21 protein-coding genes and 3 pseudogenes are annotated in these 22,818 nt (G+C 64.1%); 8 read left to right on the top strand and 16 right to left on the bottom strand.

The features are described from left to right. Window positions 1-101: 101 nt before the first annotated feature. Window positions 102-286 (top strand): annotated as a pseudogene (locus AC50YA_RS19080) (IS701 family transposase); the annotation flags it as partial. 439 nt (window positions 287-725) lie between these two features. Here the strand turns inward: AC50YA_RS19080 and AC50YA_RS19075 are convergent. From AC50YA_RS19075 to AC50YA_RS19055, 5 genes are all read right to left on the bottom strand, one after another. Next, window positions 726-3,068, bottom strand: a complete 2,343-nt coding sequence (locus tag AC50YA_RS19075; RefSeq protein WP_494983780.1) for a heavy metal translocating P-type ATPase — start codon at window positions 3,066-3,068, stop codon at window positions 726-728. 342 nt (window positions 3,069-3,410) lie between these two features. Then, the gene (locus AC50YA_RS19070) at window positions 3,411-6,125 is read right to left on the bottom strand and encodes an HAD-IC family P-type ATPase (RefSeq protein ID WP_494983779.1); all 2,715 of its coding nucleotides are present in this window, start codon (window positions 6,123-6,125) and stop codon (window positions 3,411-3,413) included. A 25-nt stretch (window positions 6,126-6,150) separates the two neighbouring features. Continuing rightward, window positions 6,151-7,095 carry a universal stress protein gene (locus AC50YA_RS19065; RefSeq protein WP_494983778.1) on the bottom strand — a complete coding sequence of 315 codons (945 nt, stop codon included), beginning with the start codon at window positions 7,093-7,095 and terminating at the stop codon, window positions 6,151-6,153. Further along, complete coding sequence (locus tag AC50YA_RS19060; protein WP_494983777.1) at window positions 7,082-7,456, bottom strand: universal stress protein; 375 nt, start codon at window positions 7,454-7,456, stop codon at window positions 7,082-7,084. The genes AC50YA_RS19065 and AC50YA_RS19060 overlap by 14 nt, the downstream gene beginning before the upstream one ends. Further along, the gene (locus AC50YA_RS19055; RefSeq protein WP_494983776.1) at window positions 7,395-7,604 is read right to left on the bottom strand and encodes a universal stress protein; all 210 of its coding nucleotides are present in this window, start codon (window positions 7,602-7,604) and stop codon (window positions 7,395-7,397) included. The genes AC50YA_RS19060 and AC50YA_RS19055 overlap by 62 nt, the downstream gene beginning before the upstream one ends. A gap of 687 nt (window positions 7,605-8,291) precedes the next feature. Here AC50YA_RS19055 and AC50YA_RS19050 point away from each other — a divergent pair. From AC50YA_RS19050 to AC50YA_RS19025, 6 genes are all read left to right on the top strand, one after another. Continuing rightward, window positions 8,292-8,717: a pyridoxamine 5'-phosphate oxidase family protein gene (locus AC50YA_RS19050; protein ID WP_494983775.1), complete on the top strand. Its 426-nt coding sequence runs from the start codon at window positions 8,292-8,294 to the stop codon at window positions 8,715-8,717. Window positions 8,718-8,911: 194 nt separating this feature from the next. Next, window positions 8,912-9,169 (top strand): metal-sensitive transcriptional regulator, encoded by a 258-nt coding sequence (locus AC50YA_RS19045; RefSeq protein WP_252568803.1) that lies wholly within the window; start codon window positions 8,912-8,914, stop codon window positions 9,167-9,169. Between the two features lie 196 nt (window positions 9,170-9,365). Next, window positions 9,366-9,638 carry an SHOCT domain-containing protein gene (locus tag AC50YA_RS19040; RefSeq protein WP_494983774.1) on the top strand — a complete coding sequence of 91 codons (273 nt, stop codon included), beginning with the start codon at window positions 9,366-9,368 and terminating at the stop codon, window positions 9,636-9,638. Continuing rightward, window positions 9,638-11,113 (top strand): multicopper oxidase family protein, encoded by a 1,476-nt coding sequence (locus tag AC50YA_RS19035; protein WP_494983773.1) that lies wholly within the window; start codon window positions 9,638-9,640, stop codon window positions 11,111-11,113. The genes AC50YA_RS19040 and AC50YA_RS19035 overlap by 1 nt, the downstream gene beginning before the upstream one ends. Window positions 11,114-11,168: 55 nt before the next feature. After that, entirely contained in the window at window positions 11,169-11,579 is a 411-nt protein-coding gene (locus AC50YA_RS19030; RefSeq protein ID WP_193342673.1) for a DUF302 domain-containing protein, read from the top strand. Window positions 11,580-11,772: 193 nt separating this feature from the next. Further along, on the top strand, window positions 11,773-12,030 hold the full coding sequence (locus AC50YA_RS19025; RefSeq protein ID WP_193342674.1) for an SHOCT domain-containing protein: 258 nt from the start codon (window positions 11,773-11,775) through the stop codon (window positions 12,028-12,030). On the opposite strand, the pseudogene AC50YA_RS19020 reads toward AC50YA_RS19025, so the two are convergent. The 6 genes and pseudogenes from AC50YA_RS19020 to AC50YA_RS18995 form a co-directional block, all read right to left on the bottom strand. Continuing rightward, window positions 12,030-12,243 (bottom strand): annotated as a pseudogene (locus AC50YA_RS19020) (heavy-metal-associated domain-containing protein); the annotation flags it as partial. The gene AC50YA_RS19025 and the pseudogene AC50YA_RS19020 sit on opposite strands and share 1 nt — an antisense overlap. Window positions 12,244-12,245: 2 nt before the next feature. Beyond that, entirely contained in the window at window positions 12,246-12,473 is a 228-nt protein-coding gene (locus tag AC50YA_RS19015) for a heavy-metal-associated domain-containing protein (protein ID WP_494983772.1), read from the bottom strand. A gap of 20 nt (window positions 12,474-12,493) precedes the next feature. Further along, window positions 12,494-12,835 carry a metal-sensitive transcriptional regulator gene (locus tag AC50YA_RS19010; protein ID WP_494983771.1) on the bottom strand — a complete coding sequence of 114 codons (342 nt, stop codon included), beginning with the start codon at window positions 12,833-12,835 and terminating at the stop codon, window positions 12,494-12,496. Window positions 12,836-13,326: 491 nt separating this feature from the next. Next, window positions 13,327-14,523: an HAD-IC family P-type ATPase gene (locus AC50YA_RS19005; protein WP_494983770.1), complete on the bottom strand. Its 1,197-nt coding sequence runs from the start codon at window positions 14,521-14,523 to the stop codon at window positions 13,327-13,329. Window positions 14,524-14,879: 356 nt separating this feature from the next. Continuing rightward, window positions 14,880-15,284 (bottom strand): hypothetical protein, encoded by a 405-nt coding sequence (locus AC50YA_RS19000; RefSeq protein WP_494983769.1) that lies wholly within the window; start codon window positions 15,282-15,284, stop codon window positions 14,880-14,882. Between the two features lie 84 nt (window positions 15,285-15,368). Next, window positions 15,369-15,712: pseudogene (locus AC50YA_RS18995) on the bottom strand (universal stress protein). Window positions 15,713-16,098: 386 nt separating this feature from the next. On the opposite strand from AC50YA_RS18995, the gene AC50YA_RS18990 reads away from it, so the two are divergent. Next, window positions 16,099-16,542: a hypothetical protein gene (locus AC50YA_RS18990; RefSeq protein WP_494983768.1), complete on the top strand. Its 444-nt coding sequence runs from the start codon at window positions 16,099-16,101 to the stop codon at window positions 16,540-16,542. Between the two features lie 191 nt (window positions 16,543-16,733). On the opposite strand, the gene AC50YA_RS18985 is transcribed toward AC50YA_RS18990, so the two are convergent. From AC50YA_RS18985 to AC50YA_RS18965, 5 genes are all read right to left on the bottom strand, one after another. Beyond that, window positions 16,734-16,919: a hypothetical protein gene (locus tag AC50YA_RS18985; RefSeq protein ID WP_494983767.1), complete on the bottom strand. Its 186-nt coding sequence runs from the start codon at window positions 16,917-16,919 to the stop codon at window positions 16,734-16,736. Window positions 16,920-16,976: 57 nt separating this feature from the next. Continuing rightward, on the bottom strand, window positions 16,977-17,471 hold the full coding sequence (locus AC50YA_RS18980; protein ID WP_494983766.1) for a universal stress protein: 495 nt from the start codon (window positions 17,469-17,471) through the stop codon (window positions 16,977-16,979). A 207-nt stretch (window positions 17,472-17,678) separates the two neighbouring features. Next, entirely contained in the window at window positions 17,679-19,784 is a 2,106-nt protein-coding gene (locus tag AC50YA_RS18975; protein ID WP_494983765.1) for an NUDIX domain-containing protein, read from the bottom strand. A 133-nt stretch (window positions 19,785-19,917) separates the two neighbouring features. After that, window positions 19,918-21,582, bottom strand: a complete 1,665-nt coding sequence (locus AC50YA_RS18970) for an ABC1 kinase family protein (protein ID WP_494983764.1) — start codon at window positions 21,580-21,582, stop codon at window positions 19,918-19,920. Between the two features lie 98 nt (window positions 21,583-21,680). Beyond that, window positions 21,681-22,541 carry a DMT family transporter gene (locus AC50YA_RS18965; protein ID WP_494983763.1) on the bottom strand — a complete coding sequence of 287 codons (861 nt, stop codon included), beginning with the start codon at window positions 22,539-22,541 and terminating at the stop codon, window positions 21,681-21,683. Window positions 22,542-22,818 lie beyond the last annotated feature (277 nt).

Below are 22,818 nucleotides of genomic sequence, written 5' to 3'. Positions count from 1 at the left end.
GCACGGCCAAGAACTGGTCAAAAGTACTTGCAGCCACTGGTCAAAACCACTGCCGCGAACGGTCAATCCAAATTGCCGTCTCTGGTCAGTTTAAAGTTGCAGCTAACACCCGGTGGGCGATCGAAGAAACCTTCCAAACCGCCAAGGGAGAAACCGGACTGGACCACTACCAGGTGCGCCAATACACCGGCTGGTACCGCCACATCACCCTCTCCATGTTCGCCAGGCCTTTCTGACCGTGATCCGCTCCAAAAAAGGGGCCCTGCCGCCGGAAGCGGGGAACTGATCCGGCTCTCGCTGCCCGAAATCAGGCGCCTGCTCGTCCGGCTGGTCTGGCACCGCACCACCGCCCCAAGCAAGTCTTGGAACACTCAACCTGGCGACGAAAACACCAACACCGCGCCCGATATTGGCATTACAAAGCCCGCGGCCACACCCCACAAACGCGACTGTACTACTAGCTAGGCGACCAGCTTCTCGCGGGATGCAAAGGCAGCTATTTCGACGTCTGCGCTCTCAGTCGTGAGGGTCATGGCCTGAAAGCCCCGCTGACCGATGTATTTTACATCCGGATGCCTGCCGGGCCGGGGATCGGCAGTGGTCCCACCCGTCAGCGGGAAAGCAAGCGGGCCGGATTCCGGCCGATGTGCGGGGCGGCCCCGGGGACCTGGGGTTTCCGGGACCGGCCATACCGGCGGGGTAGGGTGCTGCCCCGCGCAGTGGTGTCAGATTTTCTGTGCGCGCAGGCGAAGGGCGTTGGTGATGACGCTGACGGAGGATAGCGCCATCGCGGCGGCGGCGACGATGGGGGAGAGTAGCAGGCCGAACGCTGGGTAGAGGATACCTGCGGCGAGTGGGATCCCGGCCGCGTTGTAGATGAACGCGAAGACGAGGTTTTGGCGGATGTTGGCCATTGTGGCTTCGGAGAGCTTCCTGGCCCGCACGATTCCGGTCAGGTCCCCCCGGAGCAGGGTGATGCCGGCGCTTTCGATCGCCACATCGGTTCCGGAACCCATGGCGATACCGACGTCGGCCGCGGCCAGGGCGGGCGCGTCGTTGACGCCGTCCCCGGCCATCGCCACGATCCGTCCTTCGCTGCGCAGGCGCTCGACCACGGCGCTCTTGTGATCGGGGAGCACTTCGGCCTCGATTTCCGTGATGCCCAGCCGCCGGGCGACCGCCTCGGCGGTGGTGCGGTTGTCCCCGGTGAGCATGAGGACGCGGATGCCTTCCTTCCGCAGGGCGGCCAGCGCGGCGGGGGTGCTTTCCTTGACCGGATCCGCGATGGCGAAAACCGCGGCGAGGAGCCCATCGACGCTGGCGAAGATGGCGGTCGCACCGTCGGCCCGCAGCTCGTCGGCGCGCGCTGCGAGCGTGTCGGTCCCCACGCCCCCGGAAGCCAGGAATTGTGCACTGCCCAGCGTCACCCGCCGTCCTTCCACCGTTCCGGCGACGCCCTTGCCCAGCGGCGAGTCGAATTCCTCCACGGATGGAATGGTGATGCCGGCGCCCTGAGCGGCTTCGATGATGGCCAGGCCGAGCGGGTGCTCGGAGGCTTGCTCGACCGCGGCGGCCAGGCGCAGCACGTCCTGTTCCTCGAAGCCCGCGGCCGTGACGATCCCGGTGACGGAGGGCCGCCCCTCGGTCAGGGTCCCGGTCTTGTCGACCACCAGCGTGTCGACTTTTTCCATGCGTTCGAGGGCTTCGGCGTTCTTGATGAGCACGCCCAGTCCTGCGCCGCGCCCGACGCCGACCATGATGGACATCGGCGTGGCCAGGCCCAGGGCGCACGGGCAGGCAATGATCAACACAGAAACGGCCACGATCAGCGCGTGCGCCATCCGGGGTTCGGGTCCGGCCAGGGCCCAGATGATGAAGGCGGCCACGGCGATGGCGATGACGATGGGAACGAACCAGGCGGAGACCTTGTCGGCCAGGCCCTGGATCGGGGCCCGTGAGCGCTGGGCGTCGGCGACCATGGCGACGATGCGGGCCAGCATGGAGTCCCGGCCCAGTTTCTGTGCGCTGATGATGAGCGCTCCGGTCTGGTTGAGCGTGCCACCGACCACGTGGTCCCCGGTTTGTTTGGTCACGGGCATGGATTCGCCGGTGACGAGGGATTCATCGAGCGTGGAGCGCCCGTCCACGACCTCGCCGTCGACCGGGACCTTCTCTCCGGGCCGGACCCGGAGCCGGTCACCGACCTGCAACTGGTCGAGCGGCACTTCCTGCTCGGTGCCGTCGCTGCCGATCCGTCGGGCGGTCTTGGGTGTCAAATCCAGCAGGGCCTTGATGGCGCCGGAGGTCTGCTCCCGGGCCCGCAGCTCGAGTACCTGGCCGAGCAGGACCAGGACCACGATGACCGCGGCGGCCTCGAAGTAGACATCGACGCTGCCATCCATGGCCCGGAATGCCTCGGGAAAGGCTGAGGGCACGAAGACGGCGATCACGCTGTAGATCCAGGCCACCCCGGTGCCGATCGCGATCAGCGTGAACATGTTCAGCCTCATTGTCCGTACCGAGGCCCAGCCCCGTGCAAAGAAGGGCCAGCCGGCCCACAGCACGACGGGTGTGGCCAGGAAGAACTGGGTCCAGGCGGAGAGCCGTGGCGGTATGGCCTCGTGCAGCGCGGGGAAGAGGTGCACGCCCATTTCGAGTGCGAAGACCGGGATCGTCAGGGCCAGGCCGACCCGGAAGCGCCGGCTCATATAGCCGAGTTCGGGGTTGGGTCCGCTGCCGGCTGTGAGGACCACGGGTTCCAGGGCCATCCCGCAGATGGGGCAGGAGCCTGGCCCCGCCTGCCGGATTTCAGGGTGCATCGGACAGGTGTAATCGAGCTCCCCGTCGTTCACCGGGGCCACGCTCCCGGACGGTCCGGTGCCGTGGAGGTACCGGCCCGGATCTGCCACGAACCTGCCCTGGCATCCGGCCGAACAGAAGTAGTACGTATCTCCCTGGTGCCCGGTGTGGTGTCCGGTGGCGCGGGGGTCGATGGTCATCCCGCAGACGGGATCCTTGACCTGCTCGGCCGTCCCGGTCTCCTGGTGGTGGTGTGCATGCTCGGTCATGATTAATCCTCTGTGTGGTGGCCGCGATGGCAGCCCCGGGGTTCCGGGATTGGGGCCCGGCTCGTAGAACGTCGAATATCTCGCTGGTGGATCCGGGCCGACAGGCCAATGGTGTGGGATTATCGGGTCACCTCCACCATCCTGCCCGGCCAGTCCTGCCCTGTCTGCCGTCCCAGGGGGGCGCGACCCCTGGCTAACCCGCTGGCACCGTTTCAAACGAAAAACTCGCCGCAGGTCTCCGTCCGCGGTCGGCATGCCGATCAGGATGAGTGAGACTTTTCTTCGGTCGTATCTGTACCGGAGTAGCTCGAGAGCGGTAGTGCCGAAGCGTTTCGGATTTGGTCACAGTTGCCGGCGCTCATTCACCCGTTCGATTGCCTTACCTGTCTCAATGAGCAGGAATATCGCGACCGATAGGCCGAGCGTGTAACCCCACTGACGCAAACCGAGCGGGGCTGAGTGGAACCAGAGGTTCATGAACGGAGCGTAGACAAACGCGAGCTGTAATGTCAGGAGCGCACCGGCGCAGATCCAGATCGCCGGGTTTCCGCGCAGGACTGCCAGGTTCAGGCTGGAGGCATGTACGAAGCGTGAGTTGAATAAGTAGGCGAGTTGACTGAGAGCGAGCATGGTCACCGCGGTCGTTTGCGCCATTGCCAAAGGAGCACCGGCAGCGAGCTCGAGAAAGAACACTGCCGTGGTGGCGCCACTGATGAGCACCGCGACCCAGACAATTCGTCCCAGATAAGCCCGGTCCAGGAGAGATCCGCCGGGTTTGAGCGGCTGGCGCAGCATCAATCCGGGCTCGGCAGGCTCATAGGCGAGGGCGAGCGAGAGGGTGATCGCAGTGATCAGGTTGATCCACAGGATCTGCGTCGGTTGTAGCGGCAAAGTGAATCCGAATAACACGGCGACAAGGATAACCATCGACTGGGCCGCCGTCGTGGGCAAGAGAAAGACAATCGACTTCTGCAGGTTGTCGCGGATGCGCCGCCCCTCTTCGATGGCGCGTTCGATGGTGGCGAAGTTATCGTCAGCGAGGACGATATCGGCCGCCTCCTTAGTCGCCTCTGTGCCCTTGATTCCCATGGCCACGCCGACGTCAGCACGGGTGAGGGCGGGTGCGTCGTTAACACCGTCGCCGGTCATCGCAACGATCTCTTTGTGCGTTTGCAGTGCCTTGACGATACGGAGTTTGTGTTCGGGGCTGGTACGCGCATAGACGTCCACGTCGCGCACAACCCGGATGAGTTGGTCCTGACTCATGGCCTCCAGCTCGGCACCGGTTATCACCCGTGAGTGCGCGCCGTCGGTGATTCCCATCTCGCGGCTGATTGCCCGAGCTGTGCCCGCGTGGTCGCCGGTGATCATTTTCACGCGGATGCCGGCGGCGTGCATGGTGGCGATCGCCTCGATCGCCTCCGGCCGAGGAGGATCAACGATGCCGACCACTCCAAGGAACAGCATGCCGTCGTCAACGTCCCCGACGTTCAGGTCGGCCATACCGTCGGCGGCGACGGCGCTGGCGGCGGCCAGCACGCGCAGACCTTGCGCGCTGAGATCATCGACACACGTATCCCAAAAAACCGCATCGAGCGGCTCCCGCTGCCCGTCGGCGTCGAGCTGGTGGCTGCTGCGACCGAGCAACACGTCCGGAGCGCCTTTAAGGAAAATGCCCAGGTGCCCCTCGCGGGTTCGGTTCAGCGTGGCCATGAACTTGCTGTCGGACTCGAACGGCACGACGGCGACTCGCTCGTGTGCGGCGGAATCAAATCCGGCCTTCACGGCGAGGGTGCGCAGTGCGCCCTCGGTCGGTTCACCGACGACCCGCCATTGGCCGCCTTCCTCCATGACGCGGGCGTCATTGCACACCGCCATGGCCGTGACGAGTTCGTTCAGATCGGGGTGGGCGCCAAGTGTGGCGGGTTCGCCGTTGAGGATGATAGCGCCGACCGGCTCGTAACCGACGCCAGAGACCGGGTATCGCGCCTGTCGGGTGACGGCGATACGTACTGTCATTTCGTTGCGGGTGAGCGTGCCGGTCTTGTCGGAGCAGACGGTGGTGACCGAACCGAGCGTCTCGACCGCGGTCAGGTTGCGTACGATGGCCCGCCTGTTGGCCATCTGATGCACACCGAGAGCGAGGGTGATGGTGACGAGCGCCGGAAGTCCCTCGGGGATGGCCGCGACCGCGAACCCAATAGCCGCCGACAGCAGATCATTTCCGTCTTGATCGTGCAGGAGACGACCGATCGCGAGCATGATCGCGGCGACGCCGACTATAAGTAGCGACAGCTTCTTCCCGAAGGAGTCAAGCTGCCGGGTGAGCGGCGTGTCGAGGCTCTGCACCCCTGTGATCAAGGTCTGGATGCGCCCGATCTCAGTGTCTGCGGCAGTGGCCGTAACAACTCCTGTGCCGCGGCCGGCAGCAACGATGGTACCCGAAAAGAGCATGCTGTGCCGGTCGCCAATGCCAGCGTCCGCCGGCACCGGACCGGTCATCTTATCGGCGGGAACTGACTCACCGGTAAGGGCGGATTCTTCCACGCGCAGGTTGGTTGCCTCAATGAGTCGAATGTCGGCGGGCACCTTGTCACCGGACTTGACCCGCACAATGTCGCCGGGAACAAGCGCTTCCGCGTTCAGATCAACCCATACCCCGTCACGGCGGACCTGGGCGTGCAAGGAGAGCATCTTGCGAATAGCGTCCAGGGCCTTCTCGGCCCGGCCCTCTTGCAAAAACCCAATCACAGCGTTGATCACGGCAACAGCAATGATAACCGCGGCATCGATCCAATCTCGGAAGATCAGTTTGATCACGGCAGCGGCCAGCAGCACATATATAAGCACGTCGTTGAAGTGGCCCAGAAACCGCAGCGCCGGGTTCCTCGCGGCCGCCGCAGCCAGCCGATTCGGGCCATAATCGGCCAGGCGCTGTTCTGCGGCACCGGCGCTGAGGCCATGATGGTTTGAGCCCAGCTCCGCGAGCACCTCGGTGGCCGGCCGGGCGAAAGGGCCGTGCACGCGTACGAGCCCACCGGTCGGGGAAGCGATCATCGAAGCGCCGACTCCTGAATGGGCATCACGCACTGACATCTGGGACCTTAGACCGTCCGTCCACCATCGGCCTGTTGAACAGGGACGGGTTGCGGTTTTCCTCTCCGTCTTCCGGGGTGGCACGGGGTCGGGAAATGAGGACGGGGCCTTTGGCGTGGTGCAGGACGGCATGGGCTGTAGAGCCGATGGTGCCTCTGATGAGTCCGTGGCCTTTGGTCCCGACGACGGTGATGCTGGCGCCCCGCGCCGCCTGCAAGATGGCTCTGGGGATGGAGGTGTCGGTCAGCAGCCGTGCCTCGATGCTGATTCCCGGTGCCGTCTCGCGCACACTGTGCAGGACTGAGTCAAGAAGTGCCTGGGTGCTGGGGTGACTATCCTCTGCCGGGTCCCGAAGCAACTTGAAACCAGCGGGTGCGTGTTGGACGTGGACGACGGTCAGTTTCGCGCCCGTCAGGGAGGCCAGAGCGCACGTATCCTTGAGTGCCGCTGGCGAGCCGGAACTGTCCACCGCGACGACGACGGGCCCCTCGGGGTGGTCATCGGCACGGATCACGGCAACCGGGCAACTGGCCGTCGCCGCCATTTCCAAACTCACGGACCCGACCAGCAAGCCCATAAAACCGCCGATACCCCGGCTTCCGACGACGAGCATCGCTTCACCGGCAGAGAGTTTCAGGAGATGTTCCGGAGCCCACCCATACAGAAGGCTGGTCTTAATATCCAGGGCGGGGGCTTCGTCCTTCGCCAGGGCCAGGCCCTCGTCAAGGGCAATCTCGCCGGAACGTTCGAGTCCGCTGTCTGCCACGCCGGGGACCGGACCCAGGTCGTGGGTCAGCAGCGGCCACAGGGAGCAGTGCACCAGATGCAGCCCGCAACCGCGGAGGACGGCTTGTCTCGCGGCCCAGCGGACTGCCTGGCCGGATTCCACTGACGCGTCGTAGCCAACGACGATGTTTTTAGACTCCTGCATGGTTCCGCCCTTTATCTGATGTTTGGGGGATATGATCCCAATTTGTCCCGGGCGTCGCCGCGAGTGCAGGTGGCAGTTCGGTGCCATGTGCGACCAGCACTGAGCACTTCGCATGTTCTGAAACCGCGGCGCTGACGGCGCCGATGAGTAAGCCTTTGAGCCCGCCGAGGCCGCGGCTTCCGAGGATGAGCAGCTGGGCCTGCCGGCTTTCGTCGACCAGGACCTTGGTGGCAGGGCCCTGGCGTATGACCAGCTCCAGGGCCGGGGGAGGGGCGGGGCCGAAGACCTTGCTGACGGCTTCAGAACAGACATCTCCGGCGACGTGATCCGGGTCCGCGACAGCGGGGGGTAAGCCGGCCATAGGGAATCTCGAATTCCCAGGCGGTCACAACTCTGATGTCCGCCTCCAGCAGGGGTGCGAGTGCACCGGCCCAGCGTAAGGCCAGGATCGATGGGGGACTTCCGTCGACTCCGACGACTATTCTGGGTCTTTTTTCCGTTTGGTTCATGGTCTGTCGTTCTTGATGCACGGTGTTCCGCCCTTTGAATCTCTCGGAGATCTATCGGTTCCTGGATGTACAGCGCACGGCTTCATCGTAGCTGCACTCCAGTGCACCCGGCGCCGCTGCCGGGTGCATTGCCGCCGCCGGCCAGGTGAGATGGATCGCAGCGAGGCCCGCCCGTCCACCTCCGCCCCTGGGCCCTGGCCTTCGCGGCGTCCAGGTCCGTTCGCGACCGGTTCCCGCGTTCGCGCTGATATGCGTGTCGGGCTAATACCTGCCGAAGTGAGGGCTTCCGCCATGATGGTCGGGGCGCTGTCCATCGCATCTGCTGGTCAGGACCCGCGCCAATGCAGTGAAGTACTTATGGTTTATCGACGGGGAGTCCCAGGCGCTGGTGTCCCACCCGCCAACCGGATACGACATTGTCCGTGGTCCCGACCGGAGCAGTCCAACGCATTGATCAAGTTCTGCTTAGGACCCCTCCCACGTTTCGGGTGCTGCGAGAACTGTTGTGACTCATGACAGGCTCTTGGCGGCCATTGCCGACAGCGCCCACCCTAGCCCCCTTAAGGACGCCGAAAACCGTTTTAAGGACGCCGAAAACCGTTCCGGACCTAAAGGGACATACGGATTTCATACATGAAACCGCGAATATCCCTTACATTTTTCTACGAACCGTAGAAGGATGGCCCCATGTTGTTCACACACGACGACCCGATCCTTGTCCTTGACGAAGAGCAGTCCTGGAAGCTGCTCGAAAACACCCAGCACGGGCGCATTGTCCTGACCGCCGCAGGCGAGACCGATATATTCCCGATCAACTACCGCGCCCACGACGGCGTCCTGCTGCTGCGCACGGCCCCCGGCACCAAGCTCGCCGAGCTCACCATCAATGAGAACGTGCTGTTCGAAGCCGACGGCATCACCAGCGAGGAAGCCTGGAGCGTAGTGGTCAAGGGAACGGCCCGCGTGCTTACCCTGAGCCAGGAGATCGCCGATGCGGAGGCGCTGAACCTGAAGACGTGGGTGCCCACGTTCAAAGACTTCTATGTCGAAATCAAACCGTCGCTGATCAGCGGGCGGCACTTCAACTTTGGCGAGCAGCCGGAACGGTTCTGACCGAAGCCTGTCGAGCAGTCCGGCGGCAATCGGAGGCCATCCGCCCATCAGGCGCTTAACCAACCTGTCGGGGCAGCACATCTAGACGCCGCCCCGGCGCCCCCGTTCCTTACCGGGTGCGCCGGTCCACCGCTGGCCGTTATACCCTCCGGGGTATATAATTAGCAAAGCAGCCACCACATTTGGAGCCCGCCATGGAACTTGATTCGACAGAACTCACCCCCGTCGTTAACCGGCTCAAGCGGGCCCAGGGCCAGCTTGCAGCCGTCACCCGCATGCTCGAAGAGGGCCGTGACTGCAAAGACATCGTCACCCAGCTCGCAGCGGTCTCGAAGGCTTTGGACCGGGCAGGATTCGCCATCATCGCCACCGGCTTGGAGCAGTGCATCACCAGGGAAGATGCCAGCATGAATAAGAAAGACCTGGAAAAACTCTTCCTGTCCCTCGCCTGAGCCGCAACCAACCGAAAACCAAACCCACGGAGGGGGCGTTGTGGCCCGTGCCGGTTGCGACCGGCCCCTTAGGGTCCTCTACGGCGGGGTCATTGCTGGCAATCGTTGCACCGGTCCCGGTCCCGGCCACGAACTGCCACGACTCCCGAGGCGGCCGGCGGGACAGCGGCCGATGGACCAGGAACGGAGAAGGAAAATGATGGGCGGATATGGTTCGATGATGGGCTCGACGTGGCTGTTCTGGGCGCTCCTGATTGTCGGTATCGTCCTGCTGGTAATCCTCGCCGCACGGTTTTTCTACGGCGGTATGAACCGTGGCGGAACCGGCCGCGGGGAGGGCCCTGGCACGGACGGGCCCGCTACGGGCGCCAGTGCCGCCCGACGAATCCTGGACGAACGGTACGCCAGGGGAGAATTGAGCACAGAAGAATACCGTGAACGGCTCAAGGTCCTCGGGAACGACACCTGATGCAGCCCCTCAGCCGTCGCAGTGCCCTGATGCTGGGAGGTGCGGGCGCTGCAGCCGCCGCGACGGGTGCGGCGGGCCTGTTGTGGGGCCAGGGTACGGGCTTCCAGGCAGCCGGTGGGCAGGACCTGAGTGAGCCGCAGGCCCTGCACAGTGCCGACGGCCGGCTTCAGGTGAAACTGTCAGCGGCCCCGGGCCAGGTTCGGATCGCGGGCAGGGATGCCACTGCGCTGTCCTATAACGGGTCCCTGCCCGGCCCCACCCTGTTCCTGCGGCCCGGGGACCGGGTAAATGTGACGCTGGAGAACAGGCTGGGGGATCCGACCAACCTGCACGTCCACGGGCTGCACGTCTCCCCGCAGGGCAACAGCGACAATGCGCTGGTCTCGGTTGAACCGGGAACGTCCTTTGAGTATGAGTACCGGCTCCCGGCGGACCACCCGCCGGGCGTGTACTGGTACCACCCGCATCGCCACGGAAGTGTGGCCGACCAGATCTTCGGCGGCCTGTACGGGGCGATCATCGTCCAGGACCCCCAGCCCGTGCCGGTCAGCCGGGAACGGGTCCTGGTCATCTCGGACATCTCCCTCACCGGTGGCGGTTCCATCGCCACGGTGTCGGCGATGGAGAAAATGATGGGCAGGGAAGGTGCCCTGGTGCTGGTTAACGGGCAGCTGAACCCGGCTCTGACCGCCCGGCCGGGCGAGCGTGAGCGGTGGAGGGTCATCAATGCCTGCACATCCCGGTACCTGAAACTGCGCCTGGACGGCCAGGACCTGCGGCTGCTGGGCCTGGATTCGGGCCGCTACCAGGAACCCCGGGACGTTGACGAGGTGCTGCTGGCCCCGGGCAACCGGGCGGACGTGCTCGTTACCGCCGCGCAGGGTGCGGCCGTGCTGCGCACCCTGCCCGTGGACAGGGGAAGCATGGGATCCATGATGGGCGGCAACAACGGAGGCGGACAGTCCCCGCCCGGCCCGGACGGGACGGTCCTGGCCACCCTGGCCGTTACCGGCGCACCGGCCGGGGCGCCCGGACCGGTTCCGGCGCAGCCGGCGCCGCGGGACCTGCGGGCTGTGGCGGTCACCGCGCACCGGGAACTGGTCTTCGCCATGGGCATGGGCATGAACAGCGGCGGCATGGGCTCGGGGATGATGAGTTTCACCATCAACGGCAGGGCGTTCGACCCGGCCCGGGTCGACACGACGGTCCCCGCCGGTGCCGTCGAGGAGTGGACCCTGAGGAACACGAGCCCGATGGACCACCCCATGCACCTGCACGTGTGGCCGATGCAGATCATCGAACAGGCCGGCCGGCCCGTGGACAGTCCCGTGTGGCAAGATGTGGTGAACGTCCCGGCCCGCAGCAGTGTCCGGGTCCGGATCGCCTTCGATGACTTCACCGGCAAAACCGTCTACCACTGCCACATCCTCGACCACGAGGACAGCGGCATGATGGGCCTGATCGAAGCCCGGTAGCACAGCGTCTTCGCAGCCTTTGCACGCCTGAGAAAACCGATGAAGGAGCACCACTATGAGCTACGCACACACCATTACCGTCGCCCTGCCCTACGGAGAAGCAGTAACCCGGACCCGTGAAGCCCTCTCGGGGCAGGGCTTCGGCGTGCTGTCCGAAATCGATGTCCGCGCCACCTTCGAGACGAAGCTCGGGTCCGACGCCGGACAGGTCCTGGGCGACTACCTCATCCTGGGAGTCTGCAATCCTGCCCTGGCGCAGAAAGCTCTCGCCGCGGACCCGGACATGGGACTGCTGCTGCCCTGCAACGTCGTCATCAGGCGCGGACCGGACAACGGCACCACCGTCATCCAGACCATCGACCCGCAGACCATGGTGCAGCTCAGCGACGCCCCGGCCGTCTCCGAAGTCGCCTCGGACGCCGATCACAGGCTCCTCGCAGCCCTGAAAGAGCTCCAAACCGCCTGAGACTCGCCCGGCCTCCGGACCGGAGGCTCATGGGAAGCGAAACGGGCGCCGCTGCCTGCCTTTTGCGTCCCCGTACGCATCGGAGCGTGGCTGGCCGCCCTCGGCCCATGATGCGACTATGTATACCCGCAGGGCCGTTGGGCCCTGTTCCGGGAAGCGATGCGAACATAGTGTCCTTGGAGGAGGTCTGATCATGATGGATGGCTGGTACGGGAATGGCTGGGGTGTCGGCGCGTGGGTGGCCATGGCCGTGTTGATGCTGATTTTCTGGGGCGGGGTGGTCACTGTCGTTGTGCTCCTGGTCCGGCGGACCCATCCGGGTGAGGGACCGGCCGCTCTGCGGCCGCCGCACCACGACGCCGAGCGTATTCTCAATGAGCGCTTCGCCCGGGGGGAAATCGACGAGCAGGAGTTCACTGCACGGCGCACGGCGCTCAGGCGCCAGGAGTGATATCCGGTCGCGGTGATGGTGTCGAGGATCTGCTGGTCGGTGATGGCATCCGGCACCGTGACCTAGGCGGATTCAAGGGGCAGGTTGACGCTCGCCTGGACTCCGTCGAGTTTTTCCCAGTTTCCGTTCCACCCGCGCAACACACGAAGCGCAGGTCATCCCTTGGATGACCAGTTCAATGATGCGCGTATTGGTCACGGTGCCGGAGTCCATACTCAGGCCCCGGCGGCTACAACGAGGTAGCCGGCTTCTGCGGCGGCTTCGCCGATTTTCTCCGGGTCGAGCTCGTCCGCCGAGGTGATATTGGCAACGGAGATGCCGTCCTTGTTCAGTTCCACGGCGACCTCCTGGACCCCGTCAAGCTCCTGAAGTTCCTCGGTCACGGAAGCGACGCAGTGGCTGCAGTCCATGCCGGAAATATTGACGGTGGTATTGACGCTCATGATGATTTTCTCCTTCGTTCCTAGCGCAGCAGACGGGCAATGGCGTCTGACGCTTCCCTGACTTTGGCATCCCCGGCTTCGGACGATTCGGCTGCGGCGCTGACGACGCAATGGCCGATGTGTTCATCGAGGAGCGCGATGCTGACCGCGTGCAGTGCCTTAGTGACGGCCGCGACCTGGGTCAGGATGTCAATGCAGTAGGAATCCTCGCTGACCATCCGGGCAATCCCGCGCACCTGGCCTTCGATGCGTTTGAGTCGTCGCAGGTATGCCTCTTTGTCCGCGGCGTACCCGTGAGGCGACGCAACAGCCGCGCCGGCGGCATCATCGACAGTGTGGTTCACAGCAGCTCCTTCCGACATGTAGAAATATATACCCCCTAGGGGTATGTACTCAAGTACCTGTCGGGGCATCAGCGAACGAACCGGCAGGGAGGGACTGACCTTGCCGTCACGCCATCCGGGAGCGAGGCAGGGGAGCGGCTGGGCTGGTGGGCCGGACATCCCCGTCAGAGATGCGGTTGTGCCGAACGGGACGCCGCCAAATCTGTAGTGTTTGACTATTGGAACAAAGAGCCGTGATGTCATCTTGCACGCCGGCAATCCGAACGGAAGACCCGGCAGGACTCACTACAAGGACCCGAAACGCAATGACACACCAGAACGCAACACTGCGGGGCTCACAACAACCTGCGAAGGACATGCCTGGCAGCGGTGCCCGGATGCCGCTTGGGCCCCGGCGTCTCCTCCTCGTCGGAAGCCTCTGCGTCCTTGCCGGCGTCTTGGCCGGCCGGTACTTCGCCGGAGGCTTAGTGCTCGCGACCGCTGGCGCCGCTGTATTGGCCACGGCGCTCTCATACCGGGTGGAGAACCCCTGGAGGCGGGTCGCCATCGCTGCTCAGAATCTTGCCGTCTGTCGAATAGCCGTTGCCGGTGACCCGGAAGCTGCGGCCGGCAACGAGCAGCTGCCGAACGGTCATTTCGTTGAGCGTCAGCGTCCCAGTCTTGTCCGTTGCTATGTGGGTGGTGCTGCCGAGTGTTTCGACCGCGGACAGCTGCTTGATGATGGCGCCGCGCCGGGCGAGCCGGGAAGCGCCCATGCTCAGAGTGAAAGCGACGACGGCGGTCAGACCCTCCGGGATGGTGGCTACTGAGAGGAAGACGGCGGTGATCAGCAGATCGGACCAGGTCTGGCCCCGGGACAATCCGAGTATGAAGACGATGGCAACGACAACGAGTGCGACGATCGTCAGCGTCCCGGCAAGCTGATCGATCCGCCGCTGCAGCAGGGTCTTCTCAGTTCCCGCACCACCGAGCAATGAGGCGATGCTGCCGATCTCGGTGTCCATTCCGGTGGCCGTCGCCACCATCACGGCGCGCCCACGGCTGACGTCGGTGCTCGTGAAAAGCATGTTCGTCCTGTCCGCCAGCGCAAGATCCGCGTCGGTCAGCATCTGGGTGGTCTTGTCCACGGGCTGGGACTCACCGGTCAGCGCGGCTTCGGCAACCTGCAGCCTCACAGCCTCGATCAGTCGTCCGTCCGCAGGGACCGAATCGCCGGCGTCCAGCAGCACTATGTCTCCTGGCACCAGGTCGGAGTTGGAAATTTCCTGCTCGCCCCCGTCCCGGCGCACCCGAGACGTGTCCACAGTCATCTTCCGCAGCGCCGCAAGACTGCTGTCCGCCCGTCTCTCCTGAACGTAGTTCAGAACCGTGTTGAGGATGATGACAGCCAGAATCACGACGGGCGTTTCCCATTCCCGGGAGACCGAGGCGCTCACTGCGGCGGCAACGACCAGCAGGATAGTCATCTTCCCCGCCAGGAGCCGCAGTACTTTTTTCCATGCAGGTTTCTTTTGTGCCTCAACCAGCACATTGGGCCCGTGCTCCAGCTGCCGTGATTCCGCGGCAGCTGTGGTCAGCCCAACCGAAGGGTCTGTCCGGAGGGCCGCTGCGGTGTCGACCGCCGACAGCGTATGCCACGACGGCCCGGCGGACCGGGACGCTGGGGAGGTCCCCGCTCGTGAAGTGCGAGAATCGTTGGAAACCATGGAAAGACTCCTCGCAACGAACTGGCCCGCGGGACATACATCCTGCGAGGCCCAGCGTATAGGAAAGAAACGTTGCAGCCTTTTGCCCATGGGCTGCAAACCGGGGGCCATCTCGGCCGGGCCAGGCGCACACGCCACCCCGCGGCGAAAGCACGATTCACTTCAGCCCTGCGCGTGGACAGGCGTGTTGGCCCCGGCCGTCGGTCGCGTCGACGGGCACGTGCTCGGGTGACGAGCGGTGGAAGTGAAACACTGCTCTGGGGGTTCCCGTTCCTGCCCCGCCAATTTTCGGCGACGGACGGTATCACTATAGGAATTCCTGCGTTTTTTCTGGCTCTGATGCCGAACACGCGTCGCTACCGGCCCGGCTTCCTGAAACGCTCACTCTCTGTTGCCGTACCGGCGGGGTTGATTACCGCTCTCTCAGTCCTCGCCATCAATGCGTATTCCCTGCTGGCGGGTTCCGGCATCGCGGCGGCGCGGACGGGTTCCGTTCTTGTACTGACGCTGATCGCCCTGTGGGTGTTGGTCGTTCTCTCGCGGCCGGTAAACAGCTGGCGGTTAGTGATCAGGGTGTCATGTATGCCGCACTGGTCTTCCTGCTGACCGTGCCTCCGCTGCGGGATTTCTTTGATTTCATAGTGCTTCGGCAAGACCACCTGACGGTATCTGTGCTGGTCGGCCTCGTCGGCGCCCTCGCCGTCGAAGTCCTGTTCCGGTTCCACCGTCGCGGCCTCAACGCTGACCCGGCCCTCACTCATTGACGAACCCGCTGATGCATGGCAGCCGCAGCTACATCCGGCAGTGCGCCCGGCCCACTGGGGCGACCCCCTCGCCCGAAGATGTTATCCAACTTCGAGTACTCCTGGCCTGGTCCTGACTACGAGCAGGGGACAAGCGGCGTGGTGGACTACCTGCGTGGACACGGATCCGAGCAGCACCCGGTGAATCCTCCGTGGCCGCGGGAACCGACCACCATCATGTCAGCGTCCTTGGAAGCATTTATAAGGACGGTGACTGTGGACCCTTGGACGACGTACCTGACGTCGGCGCCGTCAGGACCGGTCAAGGCCAGGCCCTGCTCCTTGGCCATCCTCACCAGCTCGCGGGCGGCCTCGGCCTCGGACTTCTCTGTCAGTTTTTCAACGGTCTTCGTACTACTCGGCACAGCCTCAAGTGCCGCGGCCATATCGGGTTCGACGAGACCCGGACGGACACGACGGTGGCCGCCCGGACCGTCGAGGAGTGGACCCTGACAAATTCCTTGGCTGAAACGGCCTACAGATAGTCGATCACACACAATCATCCGTTCCATCTGCATGTGTGGTCGATGCAGATCGTTGAAGATCAGGGTCAGACACCGGGCCCGCCCGTCTGGCGGGACGTCGTCAACGTGCCGGCCCACGGACAGGTCAAGGTCAGGGTCGCCTTCAACGATTTCACGCGTCGTTCCGTGTACCACTGCCACATCCTGGACCACGAGGACAGTGGAATGATGGGAGTCATCGACGTCCGATAGGTAGTCCCTGCCGTAGGAGAGCTGTGCACGATCAAAACCCCCCGAAAGTGGCATGGGTGACTCTTGTAGCCGTAGGTGCATTGACCGTCCTGATGGGGTCCGCCTTCGTGGTGCTGAGGCCTGTCGTCGTGCTTTTACCGGAAGACCAGCGATACACCGGGATGACGCCAGAGGAGCTGCGCAGCCTTCACCCAGCACTGTTCCATTGGATGGGACTGGTATTCACGTCCTGGGGTGCCTTCGCCATCGGACTCGGAATTGCCATTGCCGGTCTGGCAGGCTTCTCGTACCGCAGAGGCGACATTTGGGCGGAGCGGATACTCTTCGTCACCGGAGTTTCCACCTTCGGCATATTTCTTTCCGTGAATCTCTTGCTGGGATCTGATTTTGGTCTATTCATCGCGATACTCCTCATCGCTTATATGGCCGCATTAGCGCGCGGTCGCTTGTCAAGAGCGCGAAGGCGGGATCCGGGGCCAGGTTCGACCAGTAATACCTGACTGCCTGTCATCACCCGTTCTCTGGCGGAAGTGAATTTTTCATCCGGTGATCCGTGGTGTGGTCCAGACCGGGTACCGGCCCACGGCTTAGGTCGCCTTCGGTGCCATGATCGCCAGGGCCGATCACAAATGCGGACAGAGAGAACATTTCAGCGAAAGCTTGTCCTCCGAACGGGACAATAGCCCGGGAGTCACAGCCGGGAAATATTGATCCGAGCCATCCGGGGGGCAGCGGCACGGTATTCGGCAATCGCCGGCAACGCGTGGGCCGCTTTGCCATGGATGGGGCCCGGCACCACATTGCTGGCCGGCACGGCACTTGTCGCAGGGTCGGTTGGCACCGCACTGTTCGGCGCGCTGGGACTACTTGCTTCCATTCCGCTGCTCCTGCCCCATCGCCGGTGCTTTGGGACATGGCGGTCCCCTCGAAGATGTCATCCCTCTTCGAGGACTCCTGGCCTGGTCCTGACTACGAGCACGGGACAGGCTGCGTGGTGGAGTACCTGCGTGGACACGGACCCGAGCAGCAGCCCGGTGAATCCTCCGTGGCCGCGGGAACCAACGACCAGCAGGTCGGCGTCCTTGGAAGCATTTATAAGGACGCTGACTGTAGGCCCTTGGACGACGTCACCAGTGACGTCGGCGCCTTCGGTGTCCACTCCCTTCAAAGTGTCCGTCTGCATTCCCCGGGCAGTCGGCTCGGAAAGGTTGCTATCCCAGATCATCGCTTCCATCCCGGCGGCCTCGGGAGGATACTCCCAGGCGGTTACTGCCCGTACCTGTCCGTGGCGGAGACGGGCCTCCGTGACGGCCCATTCGAGAGCGAACCGTGATTCCGTAGAGCCGTCCACCCCGACCGCGATCCTGAATCCGTCTCCGTCGTCCATGATCTCCGCCGTCCGTTGGGGTCCTGCCTGGCTGGTTGCCATCAGTCTCCCATACAGGTTTCAGCGGCAAGGTACCTGATGAAGATTGCAATTAAGGAGGATGCTACGCCGCAGGCCAGCCTGCCGGTGACGGGTGATGTGAGGGGTTTCCCAGTCAGGGCAGCCTCTTCCGTGCCGCGGCCTGAGGCAGGACCAGCGGTTATTGGCGAGTGCTTCGTCGTCCCTGTCATGGCTCCGTTGCGCCGGTGCTCATGGGCCCCAAAGCATGCCTCGGAGCATGTCAAGTATCGCGCTTGTGCCGGCTCCGAGCGTCGCGGGTTGGCGTTCCGCCGAGGTTGCTTCGTCCGGTGCAGGATCCGGTCGCTGTTGTCCTGCGCCTGCCCGCTGGTACAACGGAATTGTGGTGATATGGCTGACCTCGGCTATGTTGGCCGTGCCGGTGAAGATGGGCCCCTCAGACCATGCGATTACGGGCGTCAGCAGGAACCCGCTTTCGGGAAGGGCGATTGCGGGCAGAGTGCCCAGAATGTGCACGCTGCCCGGGTCCAATGCGGTTTCCTCACGGGCCTCGCGCAGCGCCGTAGCAGCCGGCCCGTGGTCGCCGTCTTCAGCGGCGCCGCCGGGAAAAACCAGCTGCCCTGGGTAGTTGGTTAGATCGGATGCCCGTTCAGTGAGGAGCACGGACGGGCCCTGTGGGCTGTCCGTGAGCAGCACAAGCACCGCCGCCTGGTTAAGTGTGACCGGGGTCGGCTGGCGGTTCGGTTCTGGACGGTCAGGTCCGGTCAGCCGGGCCAACGTGTCGGCCCATGGCGGCCGTACGGACGTTCCGCGGGTCAGCCTAGTCCGGTCAGCCTCGGAGTCCAGCCATTGAAGTTGGCCGGTTTGTACACGCAGCAGCCCCACTCCGGGAGCGGAGTTGGCCGGTTGCACCAGCCGGGTCAACTGCCCAAAACCCGGATGACCGAACAACGCCCGGGCAGGACGGTGGACCGTCAGGTCAGTCGTCTCTGAGAAATCTGCGGGGTTGTTTGCTACCGCCACGAAGGCCTGGCCGGATCCCACGAGGTTCGCCACCGGGCCGCCAAAGGCAACGAGGGTCTCGCTCATCGCCGGTACCAGCAGGAGGTTGGCGCCCGACTCGGCCAGAGCATGCACCGCGTGGGGATTGAGCAGGTCACGGCAGATTGCCAGTACCAGATGCCATCCGTCGTCACTGACATGGACCCGCAGCTGGGGCCAACCCTGAGGCTGGATACCTTCTTTGACCGGCCGATCGGCTGGCGAGTGCTTGTCCTGGGTCAACGGGGCAGGGGTGCCGCGCAAATACGCGACTGCCGTGTTACGCCGCCGCGGCGACCCAAGATGCTCGTCGTCGTGGTGGTAGCTTCCGGCAACGAGCATCTTGGGCCCGTCGCTCCGGCAGGTCCAGCTCTGCAGGCGGGCGGCGAGTGACTCGGTGACGCAGAGCTCGGGAAGTACGACAACGCTCGCGCCGTTTGCGACCGCCGCATTGATCAGCCGGTCGATCTCCTCGTGCTGTTTCTCTTCATCTTTCGGGCGGACCGGGAATGTCCGCCCGCTGGCGTCGGCCGGAAAGTGGAAATCAGCCAGGGTGCGGTTGGGATGGCAGGTTGCCACGACGGTGTTGCGATCTATGATCCCGGTGAGCTCGCGGGCAAGGCTGTAGTCGAAGATGACCTGGAACTGTGTGGCCCATTCTCCGGCGAGCCGGACGTGACGGGTCTCATCCAGGCGATTGGCCAGCCGCCACGGCGGGGAGGTCGCGGTCAGCGCGGTCACATGCCGGAGGTCTGGACTGTCCAGGGGGATAGGATCACCAACGCCTGGCTGGTAAGGGCTCCGTCGGCGAAAGGACTCGCGGAAGCTGTGGCAGTACTGTTCATCCAAAAGTTCAGCCAGTAGCCGTGCGACAGCGACGGCGGGAAGGCCGTCGTCTGCGGTCAGTGCCGCCGCCACTGCAGCGGCAACCTGAGGGCTCAGTTCGGGTCCGGTCGATGTGGTGGGCAGTAGGGCCCTGACGCCGGCTGTGACCTGCTCCGCCTTAGCGCGGCAGCCGGCATCCTGGATCCGCTCCTGCAGTATGGGGTGCTCGTCCCGGCACAGCTGCAGCAGATGCGTGAGGGCGACCAGTGGTTCTCTCTCGGCGGCGATGGCCGTTTGGATGGACGCGACCCGTTGTGGCAGCGGTGATGGCCGGGCAACGCAGGCGGCACAGTCCGTCATGGATGCCGGCGTGATACCCCCTTGGACGTTGGCCGCCCCGGGATCGCCGTCCGGGGCAAGGGCTGCCCTTTCGGTGTCTTTCGAGTCCGCATCGCAGCCTGGATCCTTCACAATGCATCCTTCGCTGTTGCAATTTCATCGCGCTGAGCCTGACCGTGCCGGATTGGCGGCGGAAACAGTCGGGCCGAGCCCGCCGGGGGTAAGGGGGCGCAGGATCCGGTCCGGCGGGCGGAATCTTGACTCCTCATCGAAGTGATCCCCCCGCGCGCCGTGAAGTCCAGACCAGATAAGCGCCAAGCGCACCGCCCGCGCCCAGCCCGGCGCGCATTAATGGTTTCTCCCAACTGCCCCAGCGTTCCTTGTCCCCCGACGTCAGAGCCCCGACACCTCCGATCAGCGCCGCAGCAATCATGCCAGCTACCAGACGGTTGCCGATGCGTTCCACCCGCCCGACCAGGGGTTCCAGCTCCGCGGCCCGTAAATGGACTTCCAACCCCGTGTCGAGGGTATCCACGACTCGACGGAGTAATTCCGGCAGGTCCTCGGCTAGTTCCGCTGCGTCAGTACCGGCTGCGGCCATGCGGCTGGCAAGTGCCTGCGGCGCAAAGCGGCCCAACATCAGCTTCCTGGCATAGGGGGCAAGCATCACGCCCAAATTAAAGCCGGGGTCCAGTTCAACTCCGATGCCTTCGGCCATGATCATCATTTTCAAGAGCTTCGCCAGTTCCTGCGGCATCTGCAGGTGGTAAGTGCGCATCAGCGCGACCGCTTGGGTGATCAGCGGCCCGATTTCGATCTGATTTAGTGGGCGGCCTTCGTAGAGGGCAATAAACCGGGTGACGTCCGCGCGCAGCCGGCTGCGGTCCACAGGCTGGCGGGTTACGGAAAGTTCCAGCAAAGCGGAGCCGACACGGCCCGGGTCGCTGCGGGCCAATTCAGTCAGCAGGACGCCGAGTTGGCTGCGGAGCTTCTCGTTCACCTCGCCGACCATGCCGAAGTCGATGAGACCTATGCGACCGTCGGATTCGATGAACAGGTTGCCCGGATGAGGATCGGCATGGAAGAACCCGTCCTCAAAGACCATTTTGAGGGCTGTGCCGGCGGACCGGACAGCCAGCGCAGCACGGTCGATCCCTGCACGGTCCAGGGCCGCAAGATCATTGACCTTCATCCCCACGATCCGCTCCAGCGTCAGCACACGGGACGTGGTCGTCTCCCAAAAGACGCGGGGAATGTGGACGCCGGGGTTCGAGGCAAAGTTCTCGGCGAATCGCTCCGCGTTCCGCCCTTCCTGAAGATAGTCGAGTTCTGCCCTCAGGGTCTGTGCAAACTCCGCGGCTATGCCGGGGAGGTTGTAGTCGCCCGCTGCCTCCCACCGGTTGCTGATCTGGACCGCGAGGTTCTGCAGAATATCCAGGTCTGCCTCGATCGTGGGAATGACGTCGGGCCGGCGGACTTTGACTACGACGGGTGTTCCGTCGTGGAGAGTTGCTGCATGGGCCTGGCCGATAGAGGCACTCGCGAGGGGTTCGAGGGTGAAGTCCGCAAACGCCTCGTCCGGTCCGGACCCGAGTTCTTCGCGGATTACCTGTCGGATCGTTGCGCCTGGCACCGGCGGGGCAGCGTCCTGGAGTTTAGCCAACTCCGTCTGGTATTGGAGCGGCAAGAGGTCAGGCCGGGTGGAGAGGAGTTGGCCGAGCTTGATGAACGTCGGTCCCAGTTCTTCGAGGGCCAACCGCAAGTGGTCCGGATTCGTGTAGGGCTCGGCCCTTCGTTCGTGGCCCATGAGCCCCTGATGGAACGGGACCCACCGCTCAAGTCCGGTGATGCCCACGAGGAAGCCCAGCCCGTGCCGGGCCAGAACCTCGCTGATTTCCTGATAGCGGTGTACACGTATGTTGGTTGTCATTGTCCGTTCTGATTTCCGTGTGATGTGGGGGTCTTCGAAGTGGAAGGGCGTGCCTCACGTTCCTGCATGTCTTGCCTTTCCATGCGGCGGGGCGCGGTCTATTGTCCAGGGGAGTTTTCAGGTCTTTGCAGGGTGGGCTGTCTTCGCGGCAGCACAAGGACAACCATGGACACCAGAACCAGGCCCATGCCGGCCAAGCTCCAACTGCTCTGGCGTTCGCCCAAGACAACCATGGACAACAGGATGCCGAACACCGGAACCAGGAAGGTCCATGCCGTGACCGCGTCCAGGCGGCACTGTTGGACTTCTGTGAACCAGCCGAGAAAGGCCGCAGCGGTGCCCACGAGGGAAACATACAGGAGAATGCCGATGAAGCGCACACCCCAGTTGATGGCCGGTGCCCCTTCGGTGAGCCCGGCGATGACGGCAAGAATTGCGCCCCCGATCAGGAAATGCCATGCAATCACCTGCAGGACATCGGCTTTTATCTGCCTTGAAATCAAAGTCCCGGCAGTGACCGCGAGAGCCGCGGTGATTGACAGCCACGCACCGGTGCCAGTGCCGCTGGGCAGGGCGACTGCCAATAGCCCTGCGAAGCCTGTCCCCATCGCTGCCAGCGTTCGCGCGGACACGCGCTCCTTGTATATCCACCAGGCCGGAAGCACTATGAGCAGGGGCTGCGCGTTGGCCAGGACGGAGGCGGCCCCTGTTGAGAGGCCAGCCAGACCGCCGAACATGGCACTGAATGCCAGTGTGACGTTGACAATTCCCATCACTGCTATCAGAGTCCAGGTCCGTGCCCCGCGCGGCGTCGGTTCCCGCCGGAATCCCGCAACTGCGAGAAGCACTCCGCCGGCTATGAGCGCGCGCAACGCGGCAAACCACAGCAGCGGGGCATCCGCCAGACCGATGCTGATCGCCAGAAAGCACGAGCCCCAGGCGAACGTGATCAATAACATACGCACCGGTTTGGGCCGACGCAGGTCTCCTTCCTGTCCGGCATTGATTACTGCCTGGGGTAGGCGCACACTAACCCCTTCGAGGGCAGGATACCGGAGCGGCGTTCGGCCGGCACGGCGGACGGCCTAGTGATTCTCTTGTTCATAGGGGAAGGGGTACCCAGCGGTGTATTCGGTCCTTCACTTGCCGGCTCTGCCCCGCACCGTGAGCGGGCGCGCCCCACGCTCACGGGCATTTTCGCCTGCCGGTCATCGCGGGAGGCCATGCGTTCCCGGT

The sequence above is a fragment of the Pseudarthrobacter sp. RHLT3-21 genome, assembly GCF_059383495.1.
This window is presented reverse-complemented; position numbering and strand designations above follow the sequence as displayed.

Coding starts and splice junctions, on each gene's coding strand:
- AC50YA_RS18965 (WP_494983763.1), bottom strand. CDS start 22,541: ATGTTATTGATCACGTTCGCCTGGGGCTCGTGCTTTCTGGCGATCAGC.
- AC50YA_RS19070 (WP_494983779.1), bottom strand. CDS start 6,125: ATGATCGCTTCCCCGACCGGTGGGCTCGTACGCGTGCACGGCCCTTTC.
- AC50YA_RS19065 (WP_494983778.1), bottom strand. CDS start 7,095: ATGCAGGAGTCTAAAAACATCGTCGTTGGCTACGACGCGTCAGTGGAA.
- AC50YA_RS18970 (WP_494983764.1), bottom strand. CDS start 21,582: ATGACAACCAACATACGTGTACACCGCTATCAGGAAATCAGCGAGGTT.
- AC50YA_RS19040 (WP_494983774.1), top strand. CDS start 9,366: ATGATGGGCGGATATGGTTCGATGATGGGCTCGACGTGGCTGTTCTGG.
- AC50YA_RS19045 (WP_252568803.1), top strand. CDS start 8,912: ATGGAACTTGATTCGACAGAACTCACCCCCGTCGTTAACCGGCTCAAG.
- AC50YA_RS19035 (WP_494983773.1), top strand. CDS start 9,638: ATGCAGCCCCTCAGCCGTCGCAGTGCCCTGATGCTGGGAGGTGCGGGC.
- AC50YA_RS18980 (WP_494983766.1), bottom strand. CDS start 17,471: ATGGCAACCAGCCAGGCAGGACCCCAACGGACGGCGGAGATCATGGAC.
- AC50YA_RS19075 (WP_494983780.1), bottom strand. CDS start 3,068: ATGACCGAGCATGCACACCACCACCAGGAGACCGGGACGGCCGAGCAG.
- AC50YA_RS19055 (WP_494983776.1), bottom strand. CDS start 7,604: ATGAACCAAACGGAAAAAAGACCCAGAATAGTCGTCGGAGTCGACGGA.
- AC50YA_RS18985 (WP_494983767.1), bottom strand. CDS start 16,919: ATGGAAGCAAGTAGTCCCAGCGCGCCGAACAGTGCGGTGCCAACCGAC.
- AC50YA_RS19025 (WP_193342674.1), top strand. CDS start 11,773: ATGATGGATGGCTGGTACGGGAATGGCTGGGGTGTCGGCGCGTGGGTG.
- AC50YA_RS19060 (WP_494983777.1), bottom strand. CDS start 7,456: ATGGCCGGCTTACCCCCCGCTGTCGCGGACCCGGATCACGTCGCCGGA.
- AC50YA_RS19005 (WP_494983770.1), bottom strand. CDS start 14,523: ATGGTTTCCAACGATTCTCGCACTTCACGAGCGGGGACCTCCCCAGCG.
- AC50YA_RS19010 (WP_494983771.1), bottom strand. CDS start 12,835: ATGTCGGAAGGAGCTGCTGTGAACCACACTGTCGATGATGCCGCCGGC.
- AC50YA_RS19050 (WP_494983775.1), top strand. CDS start 8,292: ATGTTGTTCACACACGACGACCCGATCCTTGTCCTTGACGAAGAGCAG.
- AC50YA_RS19015 (WP_494983772.1), bottom strand. CDS start 12,473: ATGAGCGTCAATACCACCGTCAATATTTCCGGCATGGACTGCAGCCAC.
- AC50YA_RS19030 (WP_193342673.1), top strand. CDS start 11,169: ATGAGCTACGCACACACCATTACCGTCGCCCTGCCCTACGGAGAAGCA.
- AC50YA_RS19000 (WP_494983769.1), bottom strand. CDS start 15,284: ATGAGTGAGGGCCGGGTCAGCGTTGAGGCCGCGACGGTGGAACCGGAA.